Origin of the sequence: Microbacterium sp. NPDC089320, from assembly GCF_040684875.1 — a bacterium.
Taxonomy (GTDB): domain Bacteria; phylum Actinomycetota; class Actinomycetes; order Actinomycetales; family Microbacteriaceae; genus Microbacterium.
The window spans coordinates 840378-864678 of record NZ_JBFBGY010000001.1 but is presented as its reverse complement, the minus strand read 5'-3'; the positions used below and the strand labels follow the sequence as shown (position 1 = coordinate 864678).

Genomic DNA, 24301 nt, shown 5'->3' with positions numbered 1-24301 from the left:
GCTCGGCCTCGCCCTACCCGAGGCCGACGAGGTCGATCGTGCTCCCGACCGTTCCCTTCAGCTCTGCGCGACCGGCAACGACACCCGCGGCGGCCACCTGAGATGTGTCAGGCCTGACCAGTCTGTAGCTCAGGGCGACAGCACCGGCGATGTAGATCGGGTCCTTCATGGCGAGCGGGCGATCGCTGATGAGCTGAGCTGCCGAACCGCCGGCCGACTGAACGACGAGGACGAAGTCCCACTTGTTGGCGCGGACGAGCTCGATAGCCATCGCTGCAGTGAGGGGACTCATCTTCTGTCCGCTCGGGACGGTGTCGAGCGCGATGAGCGCATCCTGCCCCGCCTTGATGACCGTCGGCACCTGTGCCAGCCATGCGGAATCCTGAGCCCCTTCGGGCTTGGCCTTCTCGTCGGCGACCTTCATCTGCAGTTCGGCGGTCGCCGCCTCCAGCTCGTCCCGCTTCGCCTGCACCTGCGTGTCTCCGGAGAGGAAGCGGGTGTCGTCGAGCAACAGGAAATCATCCCCTTCGGCGGCGGCGAGGGCTCCCGCCACCGCCGTGACGACCTGCTCGTCGTCGACGGTGATCGCGGCCGACGTGATCGTGCGGTTGGCGGCGAAGAGCTCGAGAAGTCCCGGAATCAATTTGGCGGCCGCCGCAGCGGCGCTGAGTGCCCCGCCGGATTCGAGATCACCGACACCTCCCGGGCCCGGAAAGCCCTGCACGAGAATCGTCAGGGTCTCCAGTCGTGACATCGTGCTGCGATGCAGTGCATCGCGACTCAGCAGATCAGGGTCGGAGGTGATGAAGATCCGGTAGGCATTCCTGTCCGTCGCCTTGACCGCCTTCCTCACCATGCCGGCCGCATCGGCCAGGGCCTTGGTGGTCAGGAGGGTCGAATACAGGACGCCATCCGGCGCGGTCGTCTTGCCGCGCTCCAGACCCTTCAGCTCCGGTGTCGCATCGCCGAAGACGGTCTGCTGCTTCGCGATGTTGTCGAGCTCCGCCGCTTCGGCGGCCAGTTCCGTGGTGCGCTGTCGGCTTCCTGCCGCGGCCTTCCACTCCGCCAGCTCGATCGCTGCCTTCTCATCGGCGATCTTCGCCGCATTCTCCTCATGCACGGCCTTGCGAGCGAGAGCCTCCGCCGCCTCCCGTTCTGCTTTGGCCTTCGCTGCGACATCATCATCGAGTGTCATCGTGAGCCTCCATCGGTCCCCAGCACCAATTCGGTACGCGAATATTAGCGCTGAGATGGCCGCGTGCATAAGGGGACGGACGGAGGGGGCGGATGCCGCAGCATCCGCCCCCTCCGCAAGCCCCCCGCGTCAGGCGGGGGTGTCGTTCGGGTCCAGCGTGCGCAGGGTGTCCTGCTCGACCTCGTTGTCGGCGGTCAGCTGGTCTTCGGTGTTCTCGTCGCCGCCGATGGCCGCGTCGCGGTCGGGGCTCGCGTCGCCCTGGATGGCTCCGCGCGGTGATTCGCCGTGCGAGCTGTCGCCCTGGATCGCGCCGCCCTGGGCTGCGCCCTGAGCATTGCCGTCTTCCGCGTCGCCCTGGATGGCTCCGCGAGGAGAGTCGCCGTGTGAGCTGTCGCCCTGGATCGCGCCGCCCTGGGTCGAGCCCTGGGCGTTGCCGTCGAGCTCGTCGGGCTGACGCTCGGCATCCGCCGTCGACTGGCCGTCAGGAGCAGTGTTGTGCTCGGGAATCACGTCGGGCGAACCCTCTGCGGGCTGCTCGGGGTGCGGGGTGCGTCCTGTGTTCTGGTCCATGACGTGACACTACGTCCGCCCCGTCCGCCCCGTGGAGGGCATTGACAAACGGCCCCCACGCGATGATCCGCGGATCAGTCCTTCTTCGACGTGCGGATCGGCGTCGTGACCGCCGCTTCGTCGCTGAACTCGACCGGGTCGGCCTTCTTCTCGAGGATCTCGGGTTCGTCGACGATGTTCAGCGGTCGGGTCTCGTCGAGTGTCACGAGGAATCGGCTGCCCTCCGCGCGGTGCAACCGGCCCGAGATGAAGACCCAGATCGCGCCGATCGCGCACGCGACCAGGCCGGCGGTGCCGCCGAGCATGATCGCGGTGCGCGGCCCGAACGTGTCGGCCACCCATCCGGCGATCGGCGCACCGATGGGCGTCGAACCCATGATCACCGCCATGTACAGCGCGAGCACGCGGCCGCGGAGGGCCGGTGCGGTGGTCATCTGCACGTAGCCGTTGGCGGTGGTCAGCAGCGTCACGATCATGAAGCCGGTGAACGTGAGGGTGATCGCGTAGGTCAGGTACGTCGGCATGGATGCCGAGATGAACGCCGCGACCCCGAATCCGCCCGCGGCCAGGATGACGACGCGCACCCGGGCGCGGTCACGCCGGGCGGCCAGCAGCGCACCGGCGAGCGAGCCGATCGCGAGCACCGAGCTCAGCACCCCGTAGCCGTCGGCACCCGCCCCGAACTCGATCGCCATGGTCGAGGCGAAGATCGGGAAGTTCATGCCGAAGGCGCCGATCAGGAACACCGTCACGAACACGACGCGCAGGTCGCTGCGCCCCCACACATACCGGAAGCCCTCGGCGAGTCCGCCGGGGCGGCGATTCTTCGGGCGGGGCGCCAGCTGCCCCGTGCGCAGCATCAGCAGCGCGACGAGCATCGCGAGGAACGTCACCGCATTCGCGATGAACACCCACCCCGAGCCGATCGCCACGATCAGCAGTCCTCCGACGGCCGGGCCGATCATGCGGGCCAGGTTGAAGGATGCCGAGTTGAGGGCCACCGCGTTCGAGGTGTCACCGGCCGAGACCATGTCCGAGACGAATGCCTGCCTCGCGGGTGCGTCGAAGGCGTTGACGACGCCGAACGCTGCGGCGAAGCAGAACATCATCGGCAGCGTCATCACGCCGTTGAGCAGGAGCACACCGACGGCGATCGCAAGCAGCAGCAGTGCCGACTGCGTGGCCATGAGGATGCGGCGGCGCTCGAAACGATCCGCGACCCATCCCGTCACGCTCACGAGCACGAGCGGCGGACCGAACTGCAGCGCCATCGTGACGCCCATGGCCGCGGCGTCGTTGTCGGTGAGCTCGGTGAGCACGACCCAGTCCTGGGCGGTCGCCTGCATCCACCCGCCGATGTTCGAGACGAGGGCGCCGGCGAACCAGATGCGGTAGTTGATGTTCGAGAAGGAACGGAACATCGCGCTCATCGGTCGACCACCTTTCGCATCAGGGCGCTCGCCGCGCGCAGCGTCGCCAGCTCCTCCTCGGTGAAGTCCAGTTCGCCGAGCATCTCGGCGAGCAGCTCGTCTCGCCGACGAATGGTCTGCTCCACGATCTCGGTGCCCGCTTCGGTGATGTCGACCTGCACGCGGCGGCGGTCTTCGGCATCCGGTGTGCGGAGCACGAATCCCTGCTCCTCGAGCCCGTTGATCATGTTCGTCATCGACGGGGCCGTCACCCGCTCGCGCTCGGCGAGCGCGGTGATCGTGCGGCGGCCGTGCATGCGCAGCGTCGCGAGCACCGCGAGCTGGGCATCGCTCATCGCGTCGACGGCTCGAGCGCATCGCAGGCGCCGTGCGAGCCGGAAGGTCGCCATGCGCAGATCTGTCGCGGTGAGCTGGAGGGATTCATCAGACGCAGACATTACTTAGACAGTCTAAGTAATTTTCGCGGCGATCGGAAGTCCGTGGCAGGACGCACCCGTGGCACACGTCACAATGGACGGGTGACCCGAACCCCCGCGATCGAGATCGCCGTCCAGGACCCTGCCGGAGTGCGCATCGCCGGAGCCGTCGGCGCCGCACGAGTCGAACTGGCCCAGGCGCTCGCGCTGGGCGGCCTCACGCCGTCGCCGGCGACCCTCGACCTGTCGATCGACGCCGCCCATGCCGTCGGGGTCGAGGTGCACGTGCTGGTCCGGCCTCGGGCGGGCGGGTTCCGCTACTCCGCCGACGAGATCGCGATCGCCGAGAACGATGTCCGCCGCGCGATCGACGCGGGTGCCGACGGTGTCGTGATCGGCGCCCTCGACGACGATGGCCTGCTCGACATCCCGGCCATGCGGCGTCTGCGCGACGCCGCCGGGGGAGCGTCCGTCACCCTGCATCGCGCGATCGATGTGACGCCCGACCCCATCGCCACGCTCGTCTCCGCTCGCTCACTGGGCCTTCGCCGCGTGCTGACCTCGGGCGGCGCCTCGGTCGCAATCGACGGCATCGACACGCTGCGCGCGCTCGTCGCCGAGGCCGCGGGCGAGATCGAGATCATGGCGGGCAGCGGAGTGGATGCGGCCAGTGCCGCCGCCCTCGCCGCAGCCGGCGTCGACGCCCTGCACTTCTCCGCGAAGCGCACCGTGCGCGAAGACGGGGGCGTGCGCATGGGTTCCGCCGCAGACGGCGTCGGCGGATACGAGGTCACCGATCTCGAGATCGCCCAGGGCGTCATCGCCGCACTGACCAACTGACGGGTCCGACGCTGTCGACCTGACGCATGCCGCGCACCCTCAGTAGGGTGGGGGCGTGACCGATACGCGTGAATTCACGGATGCCGACGGCATCGCCATCGTCTACGACGTGCACCCGGCGGTCGGCGATGCGCGGGGAGTCGTGCAGCTCCTGCACGGTGTGGGCGAGCACGCCGGGCGCTACAGCGCGCTGATCGGTGCGCTCACCGAGGCCGGCTTCGTCGTCTACGCCGACGATCACCGGGGGCACGGGCGCACCGGCATCCGTCAGCACGGCGGACCCGAGAAGCTCGGTCGTCTCGGCAAGGGCGGCATGCGCGCGGCGGAAGCGGCGATCTGGCAGCTCACCGGCATCATCGCAGACGAGCATCCCGATCTGCCTCTCGTGCTGCTGGGCCACTCATGGGGATCCTTCCTCGCGCAGATGCTCGTAAACGACCACCCCGAGGCCTGGGATGCGGTGATCCTCTCGGGCTCGGCCCTGCGCATGCCGGGCTCGCTCAACGCCGCGCCGCTGAACTCCCGCTGGGCCGCCGACGACGCCACCGGTCTGGAATGGCTGAGCCGCGACCCGGCAGTGTGGACGTCGTTCGACGAGGATCCGCTCACCACGAACCAGCCGCTGCTGAAGCTCTTCGGACCCATCGAGGCGGCGAAGCTCTACGGCCGTCCGCGCAAGAACCTCGGCCACGACATCCCCCTGCTGCTTCTCGTCGGTCGCGACGATCCGGTCGGCGGTCCGCGCAGCGTGCACAAGCTCGCCGACGAGTACCGCACGCGCTCGGGTCTCACCGACATCACCACGCTGGTGTACCCCGACGCGCGTCACGAGATCTTGAACGAGCTGCAGCAGGACGAGGTGCGCGCAGACATCCTGTCGTGGCTCGACGCGCGCATACCGGCCCGCTGACCGCGGGTGCTCGCCGGCGCGCCTCGCGCGTCGGCGTGTTACGCCCTGTGAACGGACGTTACAGCGGGTGAATCCGCGTGACATCATCCCGGCACATCGGTCTCCCCTCCGCATAGATTCGCGGCGAGAGGGAGGTGCGGGGTGGGATTCGAAGACGAGTGGCGTGCGTGGCATGACGCGCGAGAGCGCTATGCCGGCGCCGAGTACGGGCCTGCCGCGCTCGAGTCGACGAACTGGCTCATCACCGAACCCGCCGCCGTCGAGGGGGTCCCGGGTCTCTGGGCGCTCACGGGTGACGGGGGCATCCGCGGCAGCGATCTCGGCGCGTCCGGGTCGGTCATCACGCTGAGGGGCCGTGAGACGCTGCGGCTCGGACGCCGCGAGCTGCGCGTCTTCGACCGGCACGGCGAGGTCGCGCTGCGGGTGTTCAACCCCCGACGACCCGAGCGGGAGCGGTTCAGCGCGATCGACGCGTATCCGCCTCGGGAGGGATGGCGGATCGCCGCGGCGTTCGAGCCCACCCCGGGTGAGACGATGACCGTCACCTCGATCGACGGGCGCTCGCACGACACCGATCTCGCCGGACGGCTGCGACTCACGCTCGACGGCGTCCCGGTGGCGCTCGCCGCGACGCGCACTCCGAACGGTGGCCTGAGTGTCGTCTTCGCAGACGGGACCAACGGCACCGAGACCTATCGATTCCGCTTCCTTCCGGTCGAGGAACCGGCATCCGACGGCTCGGTGATCATCGACTTCAACCGCGCCTATCTGCCGCCCTGCGCGTTCTCGGATCAGTACGTGTGCCCCCAGCCGCCGCCGGGCAACCGCTTCTCGGCGCCGATCCGAGCGGGGGAGCGTGCGGTCGTGCTCGGGCGCTGAATCCGCGGCGCACCGCTCTCGGGCGACGGCCGCGGCTTAAGCTGTAACCGTGCACGGTGAATACAAGGTTCCAGGCGGAAAGCTCGTCGTCGTCGACCTCGAGGTCGAAGACGGCAGGATCGCTCGCTTCCACCTCGCCGGCGATTTCTTCCTCGAGCCCGACTCGGCGCTCGACGACATCGACCAGGCGGTCACCGGCCTGCCGGTCGAATCGGATGCCACCGCCATCGCCGCGGCGGTGCGCGGTGCGCTGCCCGAGGGGGCGCAGCTGCTGGGCTTCACGCCCGAGGCCGTCGGAACAGCCGTGCGTCGTGCTCTGGTGACAGCCCCCGGCTGGAACGACTTCGACTGGGAGATCGTGCACGAGAAGGCGGTCTCGCCCCGCATGAACCTCGCCCTCGACGAGGTGCTCACCTCCCGCGTCGGCGAGGGGCGTCGGCGTCCCACCCTGCGCATCTGGGAGTGGGATCAGTCGGCTGTCGTCATCGGCTCGTTCCAGTCGTACCGCAACGAGGTCGACCCCGACGGCGCTGCCCGTCACGGGTTCGACGTCGTGCGTCGCATCTCGGGCGGCGGCGCGATGCTCATGGCCGCGGGGCAGATCATCACCTACTCGCTCTACGTGCCGGCATCCCTCGTGCAGGGCATGACCTTCGCCGACTCGTACGCCTTCCTCGACGACTGGGTGCTGCAGGCGCTGCGCTCACTCGGCATCGACGCGATCTACCAGCCGCTCAACGACATCGCCAGCTCGTCGGGCAAGATCGGCGGAGCCGCGCAGAAGCGCCTCGCCAACGGGGGAGTGCTGCACCATGCGACCCTGTCGTACGACATCGACGGGCAGACCATGACCGAGGTGCTGCGCATCGGTCGCGAGAAGCTCAGCGACAAGGGCACGACCTCAGCGGCCAAGCGCGTCGATCCGCTGCGCAGTCAGACGGGCCTCGCCCGCGCCGAGATCATCGAGCGCTTCAAGGACACCTTCCGCTCGCTCACCTCGGCGGAAGACGGCGCGATCACGCCGGACGAGTATGCGGATGCCGAGGCGCTCGTGGAGTCGAAGTTCGCCACCGACGCATGGCTGCGCCGGGTTCCGTGACCGACCCCGCGCCTGACCCCTCGTCTGACCCTGGGGCGGCGGATCCCGCTCCCGCGGCCCCCGCTGCGGTCGATCCCGCTGCCGTCGTCCGTGGTGACGTCTCGATCATCCAGGGCGACAACCTCGCCGTCGCGGCCACCCTGCCGTCGGCGTCGTTCACGCTCGTCTACCTCGATCCGCCCTTCAACACGGGCCGGATGCAGGAACGGCAGGTCGTCACGGCCCGTCGCACGTTCACAACGCAGGAAGAATCCGGTGCTTCCGACACCCAGGTCCCGGCATCCGCCGGAGCGGATGCGGCTGTCACCCCGGCCGTCGTGAGCCCTGAACCAGCGAGCTCGGGCGCCGAGGTGCGGCACGGCTTCCACGGTCACGCCTACGAGCGGGTGCGCGGGATGCTGCGTGCGTACGACGACCGTTTCGACGATTACGGCGCGTTCCTCATGCCTCGGCTCGAAGAGGCGTGGCGACTGCTGGCGGACGACGGCACGCTGTATCTGCATCTCGACTATCGAGAGGCGCACTACGCGAAGGTCATGCTCGATGCGGTGTTCGGCCGTGACTGCTTTCTCAACGAGCTGATCTGGGCCTACGACTACGGCGCGAAGTCGCGTCGCCGCTGGCCCACCAAGCACGACACGATCCTGGTCTATGTGAAGAACCCCCGCGAGTACGTGTTCAACTCCGACGACGTCGACCGCGAGCCCTATATGGCCCCGGGTCTCGTCACGGCGGAGAAGGCCGCCCGCGGCAAGCTGCCCACCGACGTGTGGTGGCACACGATCGTGCCGACGACCGGACGGGAGAAGACCGGATACCCCACGCAGAAGCCCGAGGGCATCCTGCGGCGCATCGTGCGGGCATCGAGCCGTCCCGGCGACCGAGTGCTCGACCTCTTCGCGGGCAGTGGCACGACCGGGGCTGTCGCCTCTGCGCTCGGGCGTGACGCGGTGCTCGTCGACGACAACCCCGAGGCGGTGCGCGTCATGACCGAGCGGATGCCGCACGCCGTGGTCACCGAGCTCAGCGAGTAACCCTCATCGTCGGCCCTGACCGGCGTCGTCGCCGCACCCGCGAATGTCGGATGCCCTGGGTACTCTCGCGGTATGACCGGTTATACTCTTGCCATGAAGACGGCGATCTCCGTGCCCGATGGCGACTTCGCTCGCTTTGAACGCGTGGCCGCGCGGCACGGCATGAACCGGTCGGAGTTCTTCCAGCTCGCCGGACGACGTCTGGCCGATGAGCTGGAAGGCACTTCGGACCTGACCCGCATCGCGAACCAGATCTTGGCGCAGGCTGAGATCGACCCAGCCGACGCGGTGTTCGTGCGAGCCAACGAGCAGCGGCTGCGCGAGAGCACCGACTGGTGATCCGCCGGGGTGACATCGTCTGGGTCGACGTCGGGATTCCGCGTGGGTCGGAACCGGCGAAAGTGCGTCCTGCCGTCGTGGTTCAGGAGGATTGGCTGCTCGATACGAACATCAATACCGTCTTGGTCGTGCCGTTGACGTCGAACACCGCTCTCGAGGGATTCCCCGGCAACGTGCTGGTGCCGGCCGCCGCGTCAGGGCTCGATCGTGACTCGGTGGCGAATGTGGGTCAGATCGGTCCGGTCACCCGAGAGTTCGTCGACACCTACCCGGCCGGCCATCTCGCGCCCTATCTGATGGCGCAGATCGGCACCGGCATCCGTCTCGTCTTGGGAGTCTGAGAATCATGACCGAGTACATCGAGGTGCAGACCGCCGCAGGGCGGGTGCGGGGGCGTTGGCGCCCGACCACGGGAGACGGCGGCGCACCGCGGTCGGCGGCCTTCCTCGGCATCCCGTTCGCGGAGGCGCCGATCGGCGACCTGCGATTCCAGGCTCCGGTGCCGAAGGCGCCCTGGGGCGGCGTGCTCGACGCCCTCGAGTTCGCAGCGACCGCGCAGCGCGGTGACCCCGGCGTGACGCTGATCCCCGAGCCGAGTGTCGAGGGCGATTCGACGCTGAACGTCAACGTCTTCACGCCTGACCCCACGGCATCCGGGCTGCCCGTGCTCGTCTGGATCCACGGCGGCGGGTACTTCGCGGGCTCTCCGGCGAGTCCGTGGTACGACGGCCGCAACTTCAACCGCGACGGCGTCGTCACCGTGTCGATCTCGTACCGCCTCGGCTTCGACGGGTTCGGCTGGATCGACGACGCCCCGTCGAACCGCGGAGTGCGCGACTGGCTGCTGGCACTCGAATGGGTGCAGCAGAACATCGGCGCATTCGGCGGGGACCCCGACCTGGTGACGATCGCCGGGCAGTCCGCGGGTGGCGGGGCCGTGCTCACTCTGCTCGGTATGGAGGCCGCACAGCACCTGTTCCACGGGGTCTATGCGATCTCGGGAGCTCTCGGCGACGTGTCGTCGGCGCGGGCCGAGGCGTTCGGGCGAGCGCTCGCCGCGGCAGCCGGCGTCGACCCCACCGTGGCCGGTCTCTCGACCGTGAGTGAGGAGCGGCTGCTCGCTCTGCAGAAGAAGGCGACGCAACTCGGGCCGTCGTCCATGACCGCGATGATCGACGAGGGCCTGCCCCTCGGGCCGGCGATCGACGGCGACCTTCTCACGCGGCCGACGGGAGAGTCCCTGCGAGCGGGCGTGGGTGCAGACAAGCCTCTCGTGATCGGCGCCGCCGACGACGAGTTCACGATGGCCTTCACCGGACGTGCGGCGAAGGCGCTGCGCTGGGTGCCGCAGGGCGTGCTCCTGAATCGGCTCGGCCTGCGCAAGAGCATTCGCGGCGAGTACCTCGCCGCGAACGCCGACATCGCCCGTCTCGGCAAGGCGCGGCTCGCGGGACGACTGCTCACCGACCGGATGTTCCGCGCCGGCGTGCCCCGGATCGCGGCTGCCCGGGGCGACGCCCCCACCTGGCTCTACCGATTCTCGTGGCCGTCGGGTCACTTCGGCTTCGCCGAGCACTGCCTCGACGTGCCGTTCTTCTTCGACTGCCTCGACGGTCCGTCGATGGAGGCGCTCGCCGGGCCGAACCCGCCGCAGGAACTGGCCGACGAGCTGCACGGCGGGGCCGTGGCGTTCGTCACGAGGGGCGACCCCGGCTGGCCGAGGCACGAGGGGGATGCCGGGATCGTGCGGGTCTACGACCGACCCACCCGTGACGTCGCCGATGCGTACGCGTCGGTGCGCGCGCTGGTCTGAGTTCCTGCGCAACCCGGTGCTGTCTCGAATCGCGTATGTCCCGGGCGCGGGTACGCGATATCTCCGCCGGTCACGACGACCGGCAGATAGGGTTCACAGCATGCGCATGCTGGGCGGACTCCTCCTGTGGGTCGTCGCGACCCTTCTCGGCCTCATCGCCGCAGCAGGATTCAGCGGTGCCGGCCTGGGCTGGGCGAACGGGTTCATCAAGCGAAGCTTCTGGGAAGACGTCGAGAGCGAGATCGGCGTGGGGCTCTCGATCTTCGGTCTCGTGGGCTGGCTCGTTCTGCTCGGTCTGTCGGCTCTCACGATGCGCGGTGGAGGCCAGGCTCCGTCGAAGGCAGCCACAGTGACGGCATCCGTTCTCGTCGCGCTCAGCGTCGTCGTCGTCCTCTTCGCGTGCGTCGTCTCGATCGGCTGGCCGGAACCTGCGAGCGAGCATCCGCTCCCGCCCTGGAACCGCGCCTGACGTCTCGAGCAGGTGGCCGCCTGCCTCAGGTGATGTAGATCTTGCGCAGCGTCTCGGTCACCGTCCAGGCGGTGCGCTGCCCCGCGGCGAGCCGCACGATAGACCCGGGACCGACCTCGATCGCAGGCAGCACGGGCTCGACGAACTCGATGCGGGCGTGACCGGACAGCACGACGAACACCTCGTCGACCTCGACATCGGATGCCGTGCCCGGCGTCATCTCCCAGACTCCGACCTCGACCTCTCCCAGCGTGGCCAGCTCATGTACCGCCGTCGTGGGCTGACCGATGATCACGTCGTCGGCCGGCAGCGGCTCATGAGTGAGCGGCAGTGCGGCGGCATCAACTCCCGTGCCGGGTGCGAGGGCGCTCACGAGTCGAAGCCCATGCCGACGGCGTCCAGCGTCTTGAGGAACAGGTTGCGCTTGCCCTCGTTGTGATCGGCCCGGTCCATCGCGGCGCGCACGAGGTTGACGCCGACCGAGGCGACGGGCTCGGGTGGGAACGGGATCGGCTTCTCGCGCACCATCGCGAGCTCGGTGCGTTCGGTCGACTCGCCCGACAGCTTGTCGAGCATGACGTCGGCGGCGAACCGCGCGGCGCCGACGCCGAGCCCGGTGAACCCGGTGGCATAGGTCACTCGACCCTTGCGGGCCGTGCCGAAGAACGCGCAGAAGCGGCTCGACGAGTCGATCGCTCCGGCCCACCGGTGCGTGAAGCGCAGCCCTTCGAGCTGGGGGAACGTTGTGAAGAAGTGCGAGGCGAGCTTGCGGTGGCTTTCGGCGCGATCCTCGTACTCGGGGCGCACCTTGCCCCCGAAGTGGTAGACCGCGTCGTATCCGCCGAAGAGGATGCGGTTGTCGGCGGTGAGCCGGTAGTAGTGGAACTGGTTGGCGCTGTCGGCCAGGCCCTGCCTGTTCGACCACCCGATCGAGGCCAGCTGCTCGTCGGTCAGCGGCTCGGTCATGAGCACGTAGTCGTAGACGGGGACGGTCATGAGTCGGTTGCGCTTGAGCAGCGAGGGGAAGACGTTGGTGGCCAGCGCCACGGCATCCGCTCTGACTCGCCCGCCGTCGCGCGTGACGAGCGTGATCGCGCTCGACCCGTCACCCTCGACGGAACGCACGAGCGAGTTCTCGTAGATCTCGACGCCGAGTTCGACCGCCACACGGGCCAGTTCGAGGCCGAGCTTGGCGGGGTGCACGAGCGCGCATCCTTCGCGCTCCCAGGCCCCCGCGAGGAATGTATCCGAGTGCACCTCGGCCTGCACGGCCTCACGATCGAGGAAGCCCTCCTCGTCACGCAGCCACTCCACCTGGTGCGGCTCCACGGCGACGGCCAGCTGACCGGTGCGCTCGAAGTCGACATCCATGCCATACCGCTCGACGGTCTCTTCGATGGCGTCGAGGTTCTCGAGGCCCAGCTTCTCGAGGCGGTCGATCTCGTCGGGCCAACGACTGACACCGTTCTCGTGACCGTGGGTGAGGCTCGCTTCGCAGAATCCGCCGTTGCGACCGGATGCCGCCCACGCGATGCGCGACGCTTCGAGCAGCACGACCCGACGTTCGGGGTCGCGCTCCTTCGCGCGCACGGCTGTCCAGAGCCCGGCATAGCCGCCGCCGACGATGGCGAGGTCGGCGGTGATGCTGCGGGTGAGCGACGGATGCGACACGCGCTCCACGTCGTCGAGCCAGAAGACGCTCAAGGCGGTGTCACGCAGCGAGGCGTCGATGACGGCATCCGCGGGGCGGCGGCGTTCGAAGACCGTGGTTCCCATGATGTTCTCCCGGTTCCGGGCCGCGCCTCAGCGCGTGCCCCAGTTGTAGAGGTCTTTGTAGAGCCCCGCGTAGAGCAGGCTCTCGGTATGCGTGATGCCGGGGATCGTGCGAATGCGGGTCGCGATCAGATCGAGCAGGTGGGTGTCGCTCTCGCACACCGCCTCGACGAGGATGTCGAAGGTGCCGAGCGTCACGACGACATAGGCGAGCTCGGTGATCTTCGTCAGCTCCTCGGCGATGAGCCGCGGGTCGCCGGTGACGCGGATGCCGATCATCGACATGCGGTTGAATCCGAGCTGCATCGGGTCTGTCACCGCGACGATCTGGATGATGCCGGCCTCGGTCATCCGCTGCACCCGCTGACGCGCCGCCGCCTCGCTGAGCCCCACCTCTCGGCCGATCTCGGCGTAGGGCCGGCGGCCGTCCTCCTGCAGCAGCTCGACGATCCGCTTCGAGATGTCATCCAACACGGGCTGCTTCGGCGTGGCGCTCATGTGTCGATATTGACAGCATGGAGGCCCGCTGGCAACTGATTCCATCGTTGCGATCATCTGACTCTTCTGTATTCGCACTCGGATCGCTAGCATGGCCGTCATGGCGACAGATCTTCTCCAGAACTTCATCGGCGGGCAGTACGTTCCCGCGAGCGGACAGAAGCGGATGCCGCTGATCGACCCGGTGACGGAGGAGACCTACGGCGAGCTGCCGGTCTCGGACGCGACTGACGTCGACGCGGCGTATGCGGCCGCATCCGCCGCATTCCCGATCTGGCGCGACACCACCCCGGCCGACCGCCAGCTCGCGCTGTTCCGCATCGCCGACGAGATGCAGGCGCGCGCCGAGGAGTTCGCCGACCTCGAGTCGCAGGACACGGGCAAGCCGCGCGCGTCTCTCGTGGCAGACGAGATCGTGCAGTCGATCGACCAGCTGCGGTTCTTCGCGGGGGCCGCGCGCAGCCTCGAAGGACGCGCTGCGGGGGAGTACCTCGCCGGCCACACCTCGTTCGTGCGGCGCGAGCCGATCGGCGTGATCGGACAGGTCACCCCCTGGAACTATCCGCTGAACATGGCCGTGTGGAAGATCGCTCCCGCGCTCGCCGCCGGCAACACGGTCGTGCTCAAGCCCGCCGAGTCGACGCCGCTGACCACCCTGCTGCTCGCCGAGATCGTCGCGCTGCACACGCCCGCAGGCACGCTCAACGTGGTGCTCGGCGACCGCGACACCGGAGTGGCCCTGGTCGAGCATCCGACGCCTCAGATGGTGGCCATCACCGGTTCGGTGCGTGCCGGGATGGCCGTGGCGCGATCGGCGGCGAACGACGTCAAGCGCGTGCACCTCGAACTCGGCGGCAAGGCGCCGGCGATCGTCTTCCCCGATGCGAACCTCGACAAGGCGGCATCGGGCATCGTCACGGGCGCGTTCTTCAACGCCGGGCAGGACTGCACGGCAGCCACCCGCGTGCTCGTGCATGCGTCGGTGCACGACGACTTCGTCGCCGCGCTGGTCGAGAAGGCGAAGACGGATGCCCGCACGGGCGCCCCGCATGAGGAGGGTGTGCTCTACGGCCCGCTCAGCAGCGCTGCTCAGCTCGCTCAGGTACAGGGCTTCGTGGATCGTCTGCCCGCGCACACCACGATCGAGACCGGCGGGTCGCGTCAGGGCGAGAGGGGCTTCTTCTTCGAGGCGACCATCGTGTCGGGCCTGCATCAGGACGATGAGGCCGTGCAGGGTGAGATCTTCGGACCGGTGCTGACCGTGCAGGCGTTCGAGACCGAGGAGCAGGCGCTCGAGATGGCGAACGACGTGCCCTACGCCCTCGCGTCATCGGTCTGGACGACCGATCATGCCCGCGCGATGCGCTTCTCGCGGGATCTCGATTTCGGCTGCGTGTGGATCAACACGCACATCCCGTTCGTGTCGGACATGCCGCACGGCGGCTTCAAGCACTCGGGCTACGGCAAAGACCTCTCGCAGTACGGCTTCGATGACTACACCCGCATCAAGCACGTGATGTCAGCGCTGGATTGACGCTGCGGCGCGGGTCTCTCGACACGTATGACGCGATGTGTCAAGCTGGGCGGACGTCGAATCCGGGGGGATCAACTTGGCACGACCACTCGCGGGGCCCCAGACCCTGCTCCGCACGCTCAACGGCCGCGCCATCCTCGAGACGCTCGCGCGCCGAGGCCCGCTCACCCGTGCCGAACTGGTCGTCGAGACGGGGCTGTCGCGCACGGCGGTGACGCAGGTGCTCCGGATGCTCGAATCGTCGTCGGCGGTCGCGGCTGCCGGCATGGACCGCGACACACGCGGACCGGCCGCGGGGCGCGTCTCGCTGCATCCGCAGCTCGGACTCGCCGCCGCGGTGCACGTCGACGCGCACGCCGCGCATGTCGCACTGGTCGACCCGACCGGGGCGGTGCGGGCTGAGAGCCACGCGGCCTTTCCGGTGCGCGGGGACCGCGTGCAGCACATCGCCGGCCTGATCGACGCGTGCCGACGGGCCGTCACCGGTCCGCTGCTGCTCACTGTCGTCGGCATCCCGGGCATCGTCACCGCCGACGGCGGCATCCGCGATGATCAGGGCCCCGACGGCGGCGCATTCAAGAACGCCCTGTCGACGCGCCTCGGCTGCCCGGTGCGGGTGGAGAACGACGTCAACCTCGCGGCGCTCGCCGAACTCTCCGAAGGCACCGGCGCACAGCTCAGCAGCTTCGCCCTGCTGCTGCTCGATGACGGACTCGGTGCCGGCATCGTGATCGACGGCTCGCTGCACCGGGGATTCTCGGGCGTCGCCGGCGAGGTCATGTACCTGCCGCAGAGCCCTCTGCCGATCGGCGCCCCTGTGCTCGGCGACGCCGTGGTGAGAGACCTCGCCCTGGCGAACGGCCGCGACCCCGAAGAGACGATCGACCAGCACCTCGACGCCGCCTCCGCCGGTGATCCGGCCGCACTCGCCATGGCCGCCGAGATGGGACGCAGACTCACCCTGATCGCGGGCAGCATCGCCCTCGTGCTCGACCCCGAGGCATTCCTCCTCAGCGGCACGGCCGCGCACCCGGCGCTCGCCGGAGCCGCAGTCGCGTTCGCCGAAGAACTCGCCCCCCAGCTCCCGCTCACGCTCGTGGTCTCGTCGTTCGGGCCGGAGGCGCCGCTGGTCGGCGCGATCGGTGAGGCGGCATCCGGACTCCGGGCGACCGTGTTCTCCCGACTGCTTCCCGCATCGAACAGGAGTCGACGATGACCCCAGACCTCGCGGACCGCCTCGGCCTCGCGCCGCGAGCGAGGGGCGTGATCATCAACGCCGACGACTTCGGCATGTGCCATGCGGCCAACACGGCGATCATGCAGCTGCTCGATGCCGGGCGCATCGACTCGACGACGCTCATGGTGCCCTGCCCCTGGGCGCCGGAGGCGCTGGCGTTCGCGGCCTCGCACCCCGATCTCGACGTCGGCGTGCACCTCGTGCTCACGAGCGAGTGGGCGGACTACCGCTGGCGGCCGCTCACCGGCACCGGCACGACGCTCGTCGACGACGCGGGGTACTTTCCCGCCGGCGTCCTCGCGATCGAAGAGCTCGCGTCGGTCGACCACGTCACCGCCGAGATCGCCGCACAGCTGCAGGCCGCCCTGGATGCCGGCGTGGACGTCACTCATCTCGACAACCACATGGGGTCTGTCTATGGCGTGCTGACCGGGCGGGACTTCCTCGGTCCGGTGTTCGAGCTCGCCGCCCGACACGGCCTGCCGTTCCGGCTGCCGCGCACCATGGAGGGAACCGCAGACGACGCGGCGCTGCAGGCGAAACTCGCCGAGGCATCGGCCGCCGCCGACGCCCTCGGCGTCGAGATCGTCGACCGGCTGTGGACGCACCCGTTCGAAGAGGCGCCGGATGAGTCGTACGAGCAGGTGCGGGACGGATTCATCGCGCTGCTGCGCGCGGTTCCGTCCGGTGTGACCGAGATCTACCTGCATCCGATGGTCGACGACGACGAGCTGCGCGCGGCCGTCGACTTCGGCGCCGCCAAGCGCGGACACGAGCTGCGCCTGCTCTCCGACCCCCTCGTGCTGCAGGCGTTCGCCGACGAGGGACTCGTGCGACTCGGCTGGCGCGATCTGCGCGATCTGCAGCGGAGTCGCCGCGCATGACCTCGCTGACGACGAGGCTGCGCGACCGGCGTCTCGATGCCGCCCCCACGCGGGCGCAGACGATCGCCTTCGGAGCATCCGGGTTCCCGACCCAGCTCATGGCGCAGACGTTCTCGGCGTTCGTCGTCTACTTCTATGTCACCCACCTGGGCGTGGCGCCGGGCTGGGTCGCCGCGGCGATGATCGCGCACGGCGTGCTGAATGCGGTGCTCAATCCGGTCGTCGGGGCGCTCTCCGACCGCATCCGCACGCCGTGGGGGCGCCGCATCCCCTGGATCGGTCTCGGCATCGTGCCGCTGGTGCTCGCCTTCGCGCTGGTGTGGATGCCGCCGGAGCTGCCGACCGCCGGGCTGATCGTCTGGTTCCTGATCGTGGTCGCGGTGTACGACATCGCCTTCGTGGTGGTGGTGCTGAACATCTCGGCGCTGTTCCCCGAGATCTTTCGCACGACCGACGAGCGAGCGCGCGGCAACGTGCCCCGGCAGATCTTCGCGATCCTCGGCATGGTGCTGGGCACCGCGGGCGCCCCCGCGCTGTACGGGTCGATCGGGTGGCCGGGGATGGCCGTCGTGCTCGCGACCGTCTGCCTCGCGCTGCTGGTGTGGTCGTTCTTCGGCGGCATGGTCGAGCGTCGGGTGCCCGAGGCGGCATCCGAGGCGATGCGCTGGCGCGACCAGCTGACCTACACGTTCGCGAACCGGGCGTTCGTGCCCTACGTGCTCGGCTCGCTGTTCATCCAGACGTCGATCGCCGTGATCCTCGCCGCGCTGCCGTTCTACGTGCGCTATTCGCTGGGCGCCGCCGAGGGCGAGGCGAGCCTGCTGCTGGGGGCGATCTTCGTGACCGCCATCCCGTCGATCGTGCTGTGGAGCGCGATCGTGCGACGCACCTCACCCCGCGCCGCACTGCTGGGGAGCGTCACGGTGTTCGGCATCGCCGTGCTCGGCTACCTGCTGCCGTCGACCGTGCTCGCCGCCGCGCTCATCGGCGTCGCGGTGGGAGTCGGCGTCGGCGGTCTGCTGCAGCTGCTCGAGGTCGTGCTCGCCCAGATCATCGACGAGGATGCCACGCGCACCGGTCATCGCCGCGAGGGAGCCTACTTCGGGGTGAACGGCTTCGTCGTGCGCGGCTCGGTCGTGCTGCAGGCCGTCGTGGCGGCTGCGGTGCTCACGGCATCCGGCTTCGACGCCTCGCTCGGCGACGCGCAGCCGGAGGCCGTCGACGGCGGGATCCGCGTGATGGTGGCGGTGATCCCGCTCGTCTTCGCGGCCCTCGCGTGGCTGTGCTTCTGGCTCTACCCGATCCGCACGCGCGATCTCTGACGAGACCCGAGTCAGGATGCGGCCCGGCGGGCCTCCCAGCCCGTGCGCACCATCTCGTCGACCGTGTACCGCATCTTCCAGTCGAGGTCACGGGCGGCGAGCTCGCCCGTCGCGACGATGCGGTCGGGGTCTCCCGGGCGTCGAGGGCCGATCTCGGCGGTGAAGTCGATGCCCGTGACGCGTGCGACCGCATCCATGATCTGCTTCACGCTGAGGCCGTCGCCCGAGCCGAGGTTGTAGGCGGCCTCGATCGGCTCGCCGCCGGCGAGACGCTTCGCTGCCGCGACGTGGGCGGCGGCGATGTCGCCCACGTGCACGTAGTCGCGCACGTTGGTGCCGTCTTCGGTGTCGTAGTCGTCGCCGTTGATGCGCGGGGTCTCTCCCGCGATGAGCTTCTCGAACACGATGGGGAAGAGGTTGTGCGGGCTCACGTCGTAGACCGACGGGTCGGCCGAGCCGACGACGTTGAAGTAGCGCAGCGAGGTGTGTCGCAGCGGCTTGTCGGAATCGGCGGTCGCGATCGCCTGGTCGCGCAGCAGCCACTCGCCGATGAGCTTGGACTCGCCGTAGGGGCTCGCGGGCTTCTTGGCCGTCTCCTCGACGACGAGCGCGACATCGGGAGTGCCGAACACGGCAGCCGACGACGAGAACACGATGTTGCTGACGCCCGCGGCATCCATCGCCTCGAGGATCACCCGGGTGCCCTCGACGTTCTGCGCGTAGGTGTGCAGCGGACGCTGCACCGAGACACCGGCGTACTTGTATCCGGCCACGTGGATGACGCCCTCGGCGTCGTGATCGCGCAGCGTCTGCTCGACGAGCTCGCGGTCGAGGATGCTGCCCTGCACGAAGGCGACGCCCTCGGGCACGAATGAGGCGACGCCGCTCGAGAGGTCGTCGAGAACGACGGGGGTGAGCCCGGCATCCGCCAGTGCGCGAACGACGTGCGAGCCGATGTAGCCGGCGCCGCCGGTCACGATCCAGGACATTGTGCTCCTCGGGGTGGGGAAGTGTTCAGTATCTCAGGTCGCGACTGACAGAACCTGAGGCGTCGACCGCGAGCTCGGTCACGCGTCGCGGTGCGCTCCGGCCGACGGCGTGACGGTGAAGATCACGGGAGCGGCGAAACCGGATGCTGCGAACGCCGCCGTCACGGCATCCGTCACGCGCTGCACGGAGTCCTGCTCGATCAGCGCGATCGCGGCCCCGCCGAACCCTCCGCCGGTCATCCGAGCGCCGATCGCACCGGCCGACAGGGCCGTCTCGACCGCCGTGTCGAGCTCGGGCACGGAGATCTCGAAGTCATCGCGCATCGACGCGTGCGAGGCCACGAGCAGGTCCCCGATCGCTCGGGCGCCCTGCTCGCGCAGCACCGTGACGGTGTCGAGCACGCGCTGGTTCTCGGTGACCACGTGGCGCACGCGACGGAAGGTCACGTCGTCCATGAGCTGTTCGGCGCGGGGCAGGTCGGCGACGGAGACGTCGCGCAGGCTCTCGGCGCCCATGATCGCGGCACCGCGTTCGCAGGCGGCCCGGCGCTCGCCGTATCCCCCCGTGGAGTGCGCGTGCTTGACGCGGGTGTCCATCACGAGGATCGCGAGGCCCGCTTCGGCGATGCCCACCTGCACGAGGTTCGCATCGAGCGAGCGGCAGTCGAGGAAGATCGCGGCATCCGGCTCGCCGAGCATCGACGCCATCTGGTCCATGATGCCGGTCGGGGCGCCGACGGCCTCGTTCTCGGCCTTCCGGCCGACGCGGGCGAGGGCCGTGCGGTCGAGCCCGGCATCCCACAGCTCATTCAGGGCGGATGCCGTGGCGCCCTCGATCGCGGCCGACGACGAGAGGCCCGCGCCCACCGGGACGTCGGAGGCGATGGCGATGTCGAGCCCGGTGCCGGTGGCGGCAGAGGCGGAGACGCCCTCGGCCTGGCGCAGGGCCCACGCGACGCCCAGCGGGTAGGCGGCCCACTCCGGCACGCGCGGCGCGGTGCCGGTCGGGGTGGGGAACAGCTCGTCGAGGTCGTCGAGCGAGACCTCCACCGGCTCGTCGGCGAAGGTCGACGCGACGCGGATGCGGCGGTCGTCGCGGGTGCCGACGGCGGCCACCGTGCGGTGCGGGATCGCGAAGGGCAGCACGAATCCGTCGTTGTAGTCGGTGTGCTCGCCGATCAGGTTCACGCGGCCCGGTGCCGACCAGACGCCCTCGGGGGCGCGGCCGGTGAGGTCGGTGAAGAGCGCGCGCGCGGCGTCCTGTGTGGTGGTCATGCGGATGCCTCGTCTGCGGTGTCTGCGGGTGCGGGTGCGGGTGCGGTCTGGTCGTGGGCGGCGTCGGCCTTCCCGATGGCCTCGCGGATGCGGGCGGCGCCCTGCTCGGGGGTGACCTCGGCGGCCCAGGCCCACATCGCGGCCTCGGATCCGGCGAGGAACTTGAGCTTGTCGGCGGCACGGCGGGGGCTCGTCAGCTGCAGGTGCAGGCGCACGCTGTCGCGGCCGACGTTCACCGGGGCCTGGTGCCACGCGGCGATGTACGGCGTCGGGGTGTCGTAGAGCGCGTCGACGCCGCGGAGCAGTCGCAGATAGAGGGGAGCGAGCTCGTCGCGCTCGGCATCCGTCGTCTCGGCGAAGTCGGGCACGTGACGGTGCGGCATGAGGTGCACCTCGAGGGGCCAGCGGGCGGCGAAGGGGACGAATGCTGTCCAGTGCTCGCCCCGGAACACGACCCGCTCCGACGCCTGCTCGGACTCGAGGATGTGCTGGAACAGATCGGGCGCCGTGCGGTCGATCGAGTCGAGCAGGCGCGTGGTGCGCGGCGTCACGTAGGGGTACGCGTAGATCTGGCCGTGCGGGTGGGGAAGCGTGACGCCGATGGCCTCGCCGCGGTTCTCGAACGGGAAGATCTGCTGGATGCCGGGGAGCTTCGACAGCGCCGCCGTGCGGTCGGCCCAGGCCTCGATCACGGTGCGGGCGCGGGTCACCGACTGCGTGCCGAACGATCCGGTGTGCTCGGGGCTGAAGCACACGACCTCGCAGCGTCCGACCGAGGTGCGCGTGCGGCCGAGTCCGAGGGCGGCGAGGTCGTCGAGCCCGCGAGGAGGGTTGCTCGCCTGGGGGGCGGTGCCGGTGGCCTCGGCGAGGGCGGGGCCGAAGGCGGGCGAACGGTTCTCGAAGACGGCGACGTCGTAGAGCGAGGGCACTTCCGAAGGGTTGGTCGGCGACTGCGGAGCGAGCGGATCGGCGTCGGCGCTCGGCATCATGACACGGTTCTGGCGGTTCGCGGCGACCGTGATCCAGTCGCCGGTCAGCACGTCGAGGCGCATCGTCGCGGTCTCGCTGCGAGCGTCGAGCGTGCGGCTGTCGACGGCGCGCTCGGCGCCGAGCGTCGTGTGGGGGTCGTCGAAGTAGATCAGTTCGCGGCCGTCGGCGAGCGTCGTCGCGCGCTTGACGATGCCGGCGGAGAGGGTCTCGGTTCGAAGCTCAGGAGATTCGGGCGTGTTCACGTAAACATGGTACGCACAGCCTCGTGGTAACGTCAACACGCCGGCCATGTGTCCGGCGAGGAGGGGGCACCGTGGGCGACGATCTCTTCCGCGACGACGATCTGCCGCGCGACACCGATCGTCCGCGTCGGCGACGAGCTCCGTCGGGTCGCGTCTCGATGGCGATGGTCGCCGCGCGCGCAGGCGTCTCGGGTCAGACCGTGTCGCGCGTCGTCAATGACAGCCCTCGCGTCGACCCTGCGACTCGCGAACGCGTCGAGAGGGCGATGGCCGACCTCGGCTACCGCCCCCACCGTGCAGCCCGCGCCCTGCGCACCGGCCGCTCGCAGACCATCGGACTCGTCGTCACCACCCTCGCAACCGTCGGCAACTCGAGGATGCTGCAGGCCACCGCCGAGGCTGCGGCCGAGCGCGGGTACGCCCTGACGCTCGTGACCGCGGGCGACAGCGTCGCAGACGCCTTCGAGCGCCTCGCCGAGCAGGAGGTCGACGGCGCGATCGTGCTGAACGAGGCATCGGCGCTGGTGCCCGCCGCCGAGCGACCCGCGGGCCTGCGTCTGGTCGTGGTCGATGCTCCGGGGTCAGCCGACCTCGCGGTCGTGCACAGCGACCATGCCGGAGGCGCCGCCGTGGCGACGGCCCACCTGCTCGGCCTCGAGCACGAGACCGTGCACCACCTCGCGGGCCCGGCGGACTCGTTCGCGGCGGCCGAGCGTGAGCGCGGGTGGCGGAGCGCGCTCGCGGATGCCGGCATCGAGCCGCCCGCCGTCGTGCGCGGCGACTGGTCGGCCGAGGCCGGACACGCCGCGGGTGACGCGCTGAGCGCAGCATCCGCGGTCTTCTGCGCCAACGACCAGATGGCGCTGGGCCTGCTGCGCGCGCTCGCCGACGCGGGACGGAGCGTTCCCAAGGATGTCAGCGTCATCGGATTCGACGACGTGCCGGATGCCGCCAACTACCGCCCGCCGCTGACGACGATCCGACAGGACTTCGCGGCCCTGGCGCGCCGGGCGGTCGACCTGCTCGTCGCCGATATCGAGGGCGCCGCCGAAGGTGCGGCATCCGCTGTCGTGGTGCCCACGCTCCTGGTCGAACGCTCGAGCACTCGCTGACGCGCGACCCCGCGCCGTCGGGCCGCGGGGTCACTTCCGCACCGCCGCCCGCTGCGGGGTCACTTCCGCACCCGCCGCCCGCTGCGGGGTCACTTCCGCCCCGGAGACGCGGCTCCGCGATGCGTATGTGGCCCCGCACGTCGGGTGGACGGGCGTCGGTCACATCCAGAAACCCGGATAGCGGTTTCCGCGCGCCACTTGCGCACCCGCCCGACTCGTGGCAAGCTACCGGAAAGCGCTTACCCACCGGGATACCGGCGCACGGCTTCCCACAGAACGGACCAGCAATGTCACAGGCGACGACCCGCGAGATCGGGATCATCATGAACGGCGTCTCCGGGCGCATGGGCTACCGTCAGCACCTCGTGCGGTCGATCCTCGCGATCCGCGACGAGGGCGGAATCGAGCTGCCCGACGGATCCCGCATCACGGTGAAGCCGCTGCTGGTGGGGCGCAACGAGGCCAAGCTCGCCGAGCTCGCGGCGAAGCACGGCATCGCGGACTACACGACCGATCTCGACGCCGCACTCGCCGACCCGAAGTGGGAGATCTACGCCGACTTCCTCGTGACCAAGGCCCGTGCCTCGGCGCTGCGCAAGGCGATCGCGGCCGGCAAGGCGATCTATACCGAGAAGCCCACCGCCGAGTCGCTCGACGAGGCTCTCGAGCTCGCGCGTCTCGCCGATGAGGCCGGCGTCAAGACCGGCGTCGTGCACGACAAGCTCTACCTGCCGGGTCTGCAGAAGCTCAAGCGCCTCATCGACTCGGGCTTCTTCGGTCGCATCCTGTCGGTGCGTGGCGAATTCGGCTACTGGGTCTTCGAGGGCGACTGGCAGCCCGCGCAGCGCCCGAGCTGGAACTACCGCACCGAAGACGGCGGCGGCATCATCGTCGACATGTTCCCGCACTGGAACTACGTGCTCGAGAACCTCTTCGGCGAGGTGAAGAGCGTCTACGCGCAGGCCGCCGTGCACATCGCCGACCGCTGGGACGAGAACGGCGAGCACTACACCGCCACCGCCGAAGACGCCGCCTACGGCATCTTCGAGATCGAGGGCGGCATCGTCGCCGAGATCAACTCGAGCTGGACGGTGCGCGTCAACCGCGACGAGCTGGTCGAGTTCCAGGTCGACGGCACGCACGGATCCGCGGTCGTCGGACTCTTCGGCGCCAAGATCCAGCCGCGCAACGCGACGCCGAAGCCCGTGTGGAACCCCGACCTCGAAGACACGCACGACTACGACACCGACTGGCAGAAGGTGCCCACGAACGACGTCTTCATCAACGGATTCCGTCAGCAGTGGGAGGAGTACCTCGTCTCGTTCGTCGAGGGCACGAAGTACCCCTTCGATCTGCTCTCCGGTGCCCGCGGCGTGCAGTTCGCCGAGGCGGGGCTGACCTCCAGCGCCGAGGGCCGCAAGGTCGCGCTCGAGCCGCTGACGCTGGGCTGA

At 69.6% G+C, this 24301-nt stretch carries 25 protein-coding genes; 15 read left to right on the top strand and 10 right to left on the bottom strand.

From position 1 onward, the window contains the following. Nucleotides 1-13 precede the first annotated feature (13 nt). The 4 genes from AB0N61_RS04270 to AB0N61_RS04255 all read right to left on the bottom strand — a co-directional run bounded on the left by AB0N61_RS04270 (nucleotide 14) and on the right by AB0N61_RS04255 (nucleotide 3632). Nucleotides 14-1195: a hypothetical protein gene (locus AB0N61_RS04270; RefSeq protein ID WP_363361970.1), complete on the bottom strand. Its 1182-nt coding sequence runs from the start codon at nucleotides 1193-1195 to the stop codon at nucleotides 14-16. 129 nt (nucleotides 1196-1324) lie between these two features. Beyond that, nucleotides 1325-1765, bottom strand: coding sequence for a hypothetical protein (locus AB0N61_RS04265; RefSeq protein ID WP_363361969.1), 441 nt, complete (start codon nucleotides 1763-1765; stop codon nucleotides 1325-1327). Nucleotides 1766-1839: 74 nt separating this feature from the next. Beyond that, nucleotides 1840-3186 (bottom strand): MFS transporter, encoded by a 1347-nt coding sequence (locus AB0N61_RS04260; protein WP_363362051.1) that lies wholly within the window; start codon nucleotides 3184-3186, stop codon nucleotides 1840-1842. A gap of 5 nt (nucleotides 3187-3191) precedes the next feature. Continuing rightward, on the bottom strand, nucleotides 3192-3632 hold the full coding sequence (locus AB0N61_RS04255) for a MarR family transcriptional regulator (protein ID WP_167948503.1): 441 nt from the start codon (nucleotides 3630-3632) through the stop codon (nucleotides 3192-3194). 81 nt (nucleotides 3633-3713) lie between these two features. Here AB0N61_RS04255 and AB0N61_RS04250 point away from each other — a divergent pair, with 81 nt between their 5' ends. From AB0N61_RS04250 to AB0N61_RS04210, 9 genes are all read left to right on the top strand, one after another. Beyond that, nucleotides 3714-4451, top strand: a complete 738-nt coding sequence (locus tag AB0N61_RS04250) for a copper homeostasis protein CutC (protein ID WP_363361967.1) — start codon at nucleotides 3714-3716, stop codon at nucleotides 4449-4451. Nucleotides 4452-4506: 55 nt separating this feature from the next. Further along, nucleotides 4507-5361, top strand: a complete 855-nt coding sequence (locus AB0N61_RS04245) for an alpha/beta hydrolase (RefSeq protein WP_363361965.1) — start codon at nucleotides 4507-4509, stop codon at nucleotides 5359-5361. A gap of 141 nt (nucleotides 5362-5502) precedes the next feature. Next, on the top strand, nucleotides 5503-6240 hold the full coding sequence (locus tag AB0N61_RS04240) for a DUF1684 domain-containing protein (RefSeq protein WP_363361963.1): 738 nt from the start codon (nucleotides 5503-5505) through the stop codon (nucleotides 6238-6240). 49 nt (nucleotides 6241-6289) lie between these two features. After that, the gene (locus AB0N61_RS04235; protein WP_363361961.1) at nucleotides 6290-7339 is read left to right on the top strand and encodes a lipoate--protein ligase family protein; all 1050 of its coding nucleotides are present in this window, start codon (nucleotides 6290-6292) and stop codon (nucleotides 7337-7339) included. Continuing rightward, on the top strand, nucleotides 7318-8373 hold the full coding sequence (locus AB0N61_RS04230) for a site-specific DNA-methyltransferase (RefSeq protein WP_363361959.1): 1056 nt from the start codon (nucleotides 7318-7320) through the stop codon (nucleotides 8371-8373). Before AB0N61_RS04235 ends, AB0N61_RS04230 begins: the two co-directional genes overlap by 22 nt. Nucleotides 8374-8466: 93 nt before the next feature. After that, on the top strand, nucleotides 8467-8712 hold the full coding sequence (locus tag AB0N61_RS04225) for a CopG family transcriptional regulator (RefSeq protein WP_363361958.1): 246 nt from the start codon (nucleotides 8467-8469) through the stop codon (nucleotides 8710-8712). Next, nucleotides 8709-9053 carry a type II toxin-antitoxin system PemK/MazF family toxin gene (locus AB0N61_RS04220; RefSeq protein ID WP_363361956.1) on the top strand — a complete coding sequence of 115 codons (345 nt, stop codon included), beginning with the start codon at nucleotides 8709-8711 and terminating at the stop codon, nucleotides 9051-9053. Before AB0N61_RS04225 ends, AB0N61_RS04220 begins: the two co-directional genes overlap by 4 nt. Nucleotides 9054-9058: 5 nt before the next feature. Continuing rightward, nucleotides 9059-10525, top strand: coding sequence for a carboxylesterase family protein (locus AB0N61_RS04215; protein ID WP_363361954.1), 1467 nt, complete (start codon nucleotides 9059-9061; stop codon nucleotides 10523-10525). 100 nt (nucleotides 10526-10625) lie between these two features. After that, a complete protein-coding gene (locus AB0N61_RS04210) occupies nucleotides 10626-10994 on the top strand; it encodes a hypothetical protein (protein ID WP_363361952.1) in 369 nt (122 codons plus the stop codon). Between the two features lie 25 nt (nucleotides 10995-11019). Here AB0N61_RS04210 and AB0N61_RS04205 read toward each other — a convergent pair whose 3' ends face one another. The 3 genes from AB0N61_RS04205 to AB0N61_RS04195 are packed head-to-tail and all read right to left on the bottom strand — an operon-like array spanning nucleotide 11020 to nucleotide 13265. Further along, complete coding sequence (locus AB0N61_RS04205) at nucleotides 11020-11367, bottom strand: cupin domain-containing protein (RefSeq protein WP_363361951.1); 348 nt, start codon at nucleotides 11365-11367, stop codon at nucleotides 11020-11022. Next, a complete protein-coding gene (locus tag AB0N61_RS04200) occupies nucleotides 11364-12770 on the bottom strand; it encodes an FAD-dependent oxidoreductase (protein WP_363361950.1) in 1407 nt (468 codons plus the stop codon). The genes AB0N61_RS04205 and AB0N61_RS04200 overlap by 4 nt, the downstream gene beginning before the upstream one ends. 27 nt (nucleotides 12771-12797) lie before the next feature. Continuing rightward, nucleotides 12798-13265 (bottom strand): Lrp/AsnC family transcriptional regulator, encoded by a 468-nt coding sequence (locus AB0N61_RS04195; protein WP_056313418.1) that lies wholly within the window; start codon nucleotides 13263-13265, stop codon nucleotides 12798-12800. Between the two features lie 100 nt (nucleotides 13266-13365). On the opposite strand from AB0N61_RS04195, the gene AB0N61_RS04190 reads away from it, so the two are divergent. The 4 genes from AB0N61_RS04190 to AB0N61_RS04175 all read left to right on the top strand — a co-directional run bounded on the left by AB0N61_RS04190 (nucleotide 13366) and on the right by AB0N61_RS04175 (nucleotide 18242). Beyond that, nucleotides 13366-14799 (top strand): gamma-aminobutyraldehyde dehydrogenase, encoded by a 1434-nt coding sequence (locus AB0N61_RS04190; RefSeq protein ID WP_363361949.1) that lies wholly within the window; start codon nucleotides 13366-13368, stop codon nucleotides 14797-14799. Between the two features lie 76 nt (nucleotides 14800-14875). Continuing rightward, nucleotides 14876-16015, top strand: coding sequence for an ROK family transcriptional regulator (locus AB0N61_RS04185; protein WP_363361947.1), 1140 nt, complete (start codon nucleotides 14876-14878; stop codon nucleotides 16013-16015). Further along, nucleotides 16012-16920: a polysaccharide deacetylase family protein gene (locus AB0N61_RS04180; RefSeq protein WP_363361946.1), complete on the top strand. Its 909-nt coding sequence runs from the start codon at nucleotides 16012-16014 to the stop codon at nucleotides 16918-16920. Before AB0N61_RS04185 ends, AB0N61_RS04180 begins: the two co-directional genes overlap by 4 nt. Beyond that, entirely contained in the window at nucleotides 16917-18242 is a 1326-nt protein-coding gene (locus tag AB0N61_RS04175; RefSeq protein WP_363361944.1) for an MFS transporter, read from the top strand. Before AB0N61_RS04180 ends, AB0N61_RS04175 begins: the two co-directional genes overlap by 4 nt. 11 nt (nucleotides 18243-18253) lie before the next feature. Here the strand turns inward: AB0N61_RS04175 and galE are convergent, their stop codons facing one another. The 3 genes from galE to galT all read right to left on the bottom strand — a co-directional run bounded on the left by galE (nucleotide 18254) and on the right by galT (nucleotide 21738). After that, complete coding sequence (galE, locus tag AB0N61_RS04170; protein WP_363361942.1) at nucleotides 18254-19231, bottom strand: UDP-glucose 4-epimerase GalE; 978 nt, start codon at nucleotides 19229-19231, stop codon at nucleotides 18254-18256. Nucleotides 19232-19309: 78 nt separating this feature from the next. Next, on the bottom strand, nucleotides 19310-20506 hold the full coding sequence (gene galK / locus AB0N61_RS04165; protein ID WP_363361941.1) for a galactokinase: 1197 nt from the start codon (nucleotides 20504-20506) through the stop codon (nucleotides 19310-19312). After that, a complete protein-coding gene (galT, locus tag AB0N61_RS04160) occupies nucleotides 20503-21738 on the bottom strand; it encodes a galactose-1-phosphate uridylyltransferase (protein ID WP_363361940.1) in 1236 nt (411 codons plus the stop codon). The genes galK and galT overlap by 4 nt, the downstream gene beginning before the upstream one ends. A 158-nt stretch (nucleotides 21739-21896) precedes the next feature. Between galT and AB0N61_RS04155 the strand changes: the two genes are divergently transcribed. Continuing rightward, a complete protein-coding gene (locus AB0N61_RS04155; RefSeq protein WP_363362050.1) occupies nucleotides 21897-22850 on the top strand; it encodes a LacI family DNA-binding transcriptional regulator in 954 nt (317 codons plus the stop codon). Between the two features lie 287 nt (nucleotides 22851-23137). Next, nucleotides 23138-24301, top strand: a complete 1164-nt coding sequence (locus AB0N61_RS04150) for a Gfo/Idh/MocA family oxidoreductase (RefSeq protein ID WP_363361939.1) — start codon at nucleotides 23138-23140, stop codon at nucleotides 24299-24301.